The sequence below is a fragment of the Gemmatimonadota bacterium genome (assembly GCA_026706345.1).
Classification (GTDB): domain Bacteria; phylum JAAXHH01; class JAAXHH01; order JAAXHH01; family JAAXHH01; genus JAAXHH01.
This window is the reverse complement of the sequence record JAPOYX010000030.1, coordinates 1-2,124: the sequence shown is the minus strand read 5'-3', so window position 1 is coordinate 2,124 and position 2,124 is coordinate 1. Positions and strand designations below refer to the sequence as shown.

Below are 2,124 nucleotides of genomic sequence, written 5' to 3'. Positions count from 1 at the left end.
CCCCTACCGGCAGCGCTCGGTTGAAGAAAATCTCGACCTGTTCGCCCGCATGCGCACCGGCGAGTTTCCGGAGGGCGTCCACGTCCTACGGGCCAGGATCGATATGGCCTCGCCCAACATCAATATGCGTGATCCGACGCTATACCGAATTCTGAAGGCCACACACCACCGCACGGGAGAGAGCTGGTGCATCTATCCCATGTATGACTTCACTCACTGTCTGAGTGACGCGCTCGAAGGGATCACCCACTCGCTGTGTACCCTGGAGTTCGAGGATCATCGTCCCCTGTACGACTGGGCGTTGGACGTCCTCCCCGTTTCGAGTCATCCCCAGCAGATCGAATTCGCCCGCTTGAACCTGACCTATACGGTCATGAGCAAACGCAAGCTCCTGGCTCTGGTGACAGACGGATATGTGAGCGGCTGGGACGACCCGCGTATGCCGACCCTGGCCGGACTCCGTCGCCGAGGCTACACGCCGCAGTCGATTCGAACCTTCTGCGAACGTATCGGCCTGGCCAAACGGAACAGCACGGTTGACTATGCCATGCTCGAACACTGTATCCGCGAAGAGTTGAATCGAACCGCGCCGCGGGTCATGGCGGTCCTCCGTCCCCTGCGGGTTGTCATAGACAATTATCCCCAAGACCAGGTCGAATCTCTCGACGCGATCAACAACCCGGAAGATGCCAGCGCCGGCACGCGGCACGTCCCCTTCTCACGAGTGGTCTACATTGAACGCGAGGACTTTCGCGAAGAGCCGCCGCGTAAATTTTTTCGTCTCGCGCCCGGCCGGGAAGTGCGCTTACGCTACGCCTATATCATCAAATGCGTCAGCGTCGTCAAAGATGACGCCGGAGAGATTACGGAAATTCACTGCACCTACGATCCCGAGACACGCAGTGGCGGGCCGACCGCCGGTCGCAAGGTCAAAGCTACCATTCACTGGGTGTCAGCCGGGCAGGCCGTCACCGCCGAGGTCCGACTCTACGATCATCTTTTCACCAAGCCCGACCCGGATAATGCAGAAGACGGACAGGCGTTCACCGACTATCTGAACCCGCACTCGCTTGAGATCTTGACCGACTGCAAAGTCGAGCCGAGCCTGGCCCAGGCCGAAGCCGGTCGTCGCTTTCAGTTTGAACGGCAGGGCTATTTCTGTGTGGATACGGCCGACTCGTCTCCAGGCCGTCCGGTCTTTAACCGAACCGTGACCCTGCGGGACACCTGGACCAAAATCCAAAAAGCGGAGCGGCAGAAAAAGGCATAGGCTCGCATGGCAACTTCGCTTCGAACGCTTCACTTTACACCGACCGAGCGGGCCGGTGCCGTCTCTGCGCTCCTCCTGCGGCCCACGTCCGCCCGTGCCCTGCTCGTGCTGGGCCACGGGGCCGGGGCCGGAATGCAGCACCCCTTTATGCAGGCCGCGGCAGAGCAGCTTGCCACCCAAAAAATTGCGACGTTTCGCTATCAGTTTCCGTATATGGAAAAGGGAAAGAAAAGCCCCGACTCCCAAACGACATTACGCGCAACCATCGTCTCGGCGGTTGAGACGGCAAAAAAAGCGGCCCGGGGGTTGCCCCTCCTGGCCGGCGGAAAATCCATGGGGGGACGGCTGACCTCGCTTGTTGCGGCCGAGGGCGGCCTGCCGGATGTTCGAGGGTTGATCTTTTACGGCTTTCCCCTCCACGCGGCAGGAAAACCGTCAAGCGAGCGGGGTGCGCATTTAGCCGAGGTGATCGTTCCCATGCTCTTCTTACAAGGGACCCGGGACAGGCTGGCCGAACTCGCTTGCATCATGCCCTTATGCCGCAGCCTGGGCAAGCGCGCGCCCCTCCATATTGTTGAGGGCGGCGACCACTCCTTTCACGTCCTCAAACGCTCGGGACGAACCGATGAGGAGGTGCAAAACGAGTTGGGTGAGACCGTGGGGTCATGGGTCTCAGGTTTGTAGAATGGAGATATGGCCGGGTTGTACCCGGATGCGATCAAGCCATATCCGAATCGCCTTAAAACGATCCAACTCAAAGCCCCCCTCGTGGGCGACATGGGTGTAGGCGTATAGTGCGATATCCGCAATTGTGTAGCGCTCACTCACAAAGAAGGTCCGTTTTGCCAGGTGCT

At 59.7% G+C, this 2,124-nt stretch carries 3 protein-coding genes; 2 read left to right on the top strand and 1 reads right to left on the bottom strand.

All coding sequences use genetic code 11. The annotated features are described in order from the left end of the window. Together glnS and OXG98_03385 are read left to right on the top strand one after the other, a co-directional pair. On the top strand, nucleotides 1-1,270 hold a 1,270-nt coding region (gene glnS / locus OXG98_03390), incomplete at its 5' end, for a glutamine--tRNA ligase (GenBank protein ID MCY3771052.1). Nucleotides 1,271-1,402: 132 nt separating this feature from the next. Further along, complete coding sequence (locus OXG98_03385) at nucleotides 1,403-1,954, top strand: alpha/beta hydrolase (protein MCY3771051.1); 552 nt, start codon at nucleotides 1,403-1,405, stop codon at nucleotides 1,952-1,954. Here the strand turns inward: OXG98_03385 and OXG98_03380 are convergent. Then, the coding region (locus tag OXG98_03380; protein ID MCY3771050.1) for a glutathione binding-like protein at nucleotides 1,943-2,124 on the bottom strand (182 nt) is incomplete at its 5' end. The two genes, OXG98_03385 and OXG98_03380, sit on opposite strands and share 12 nt — an antisense overlap.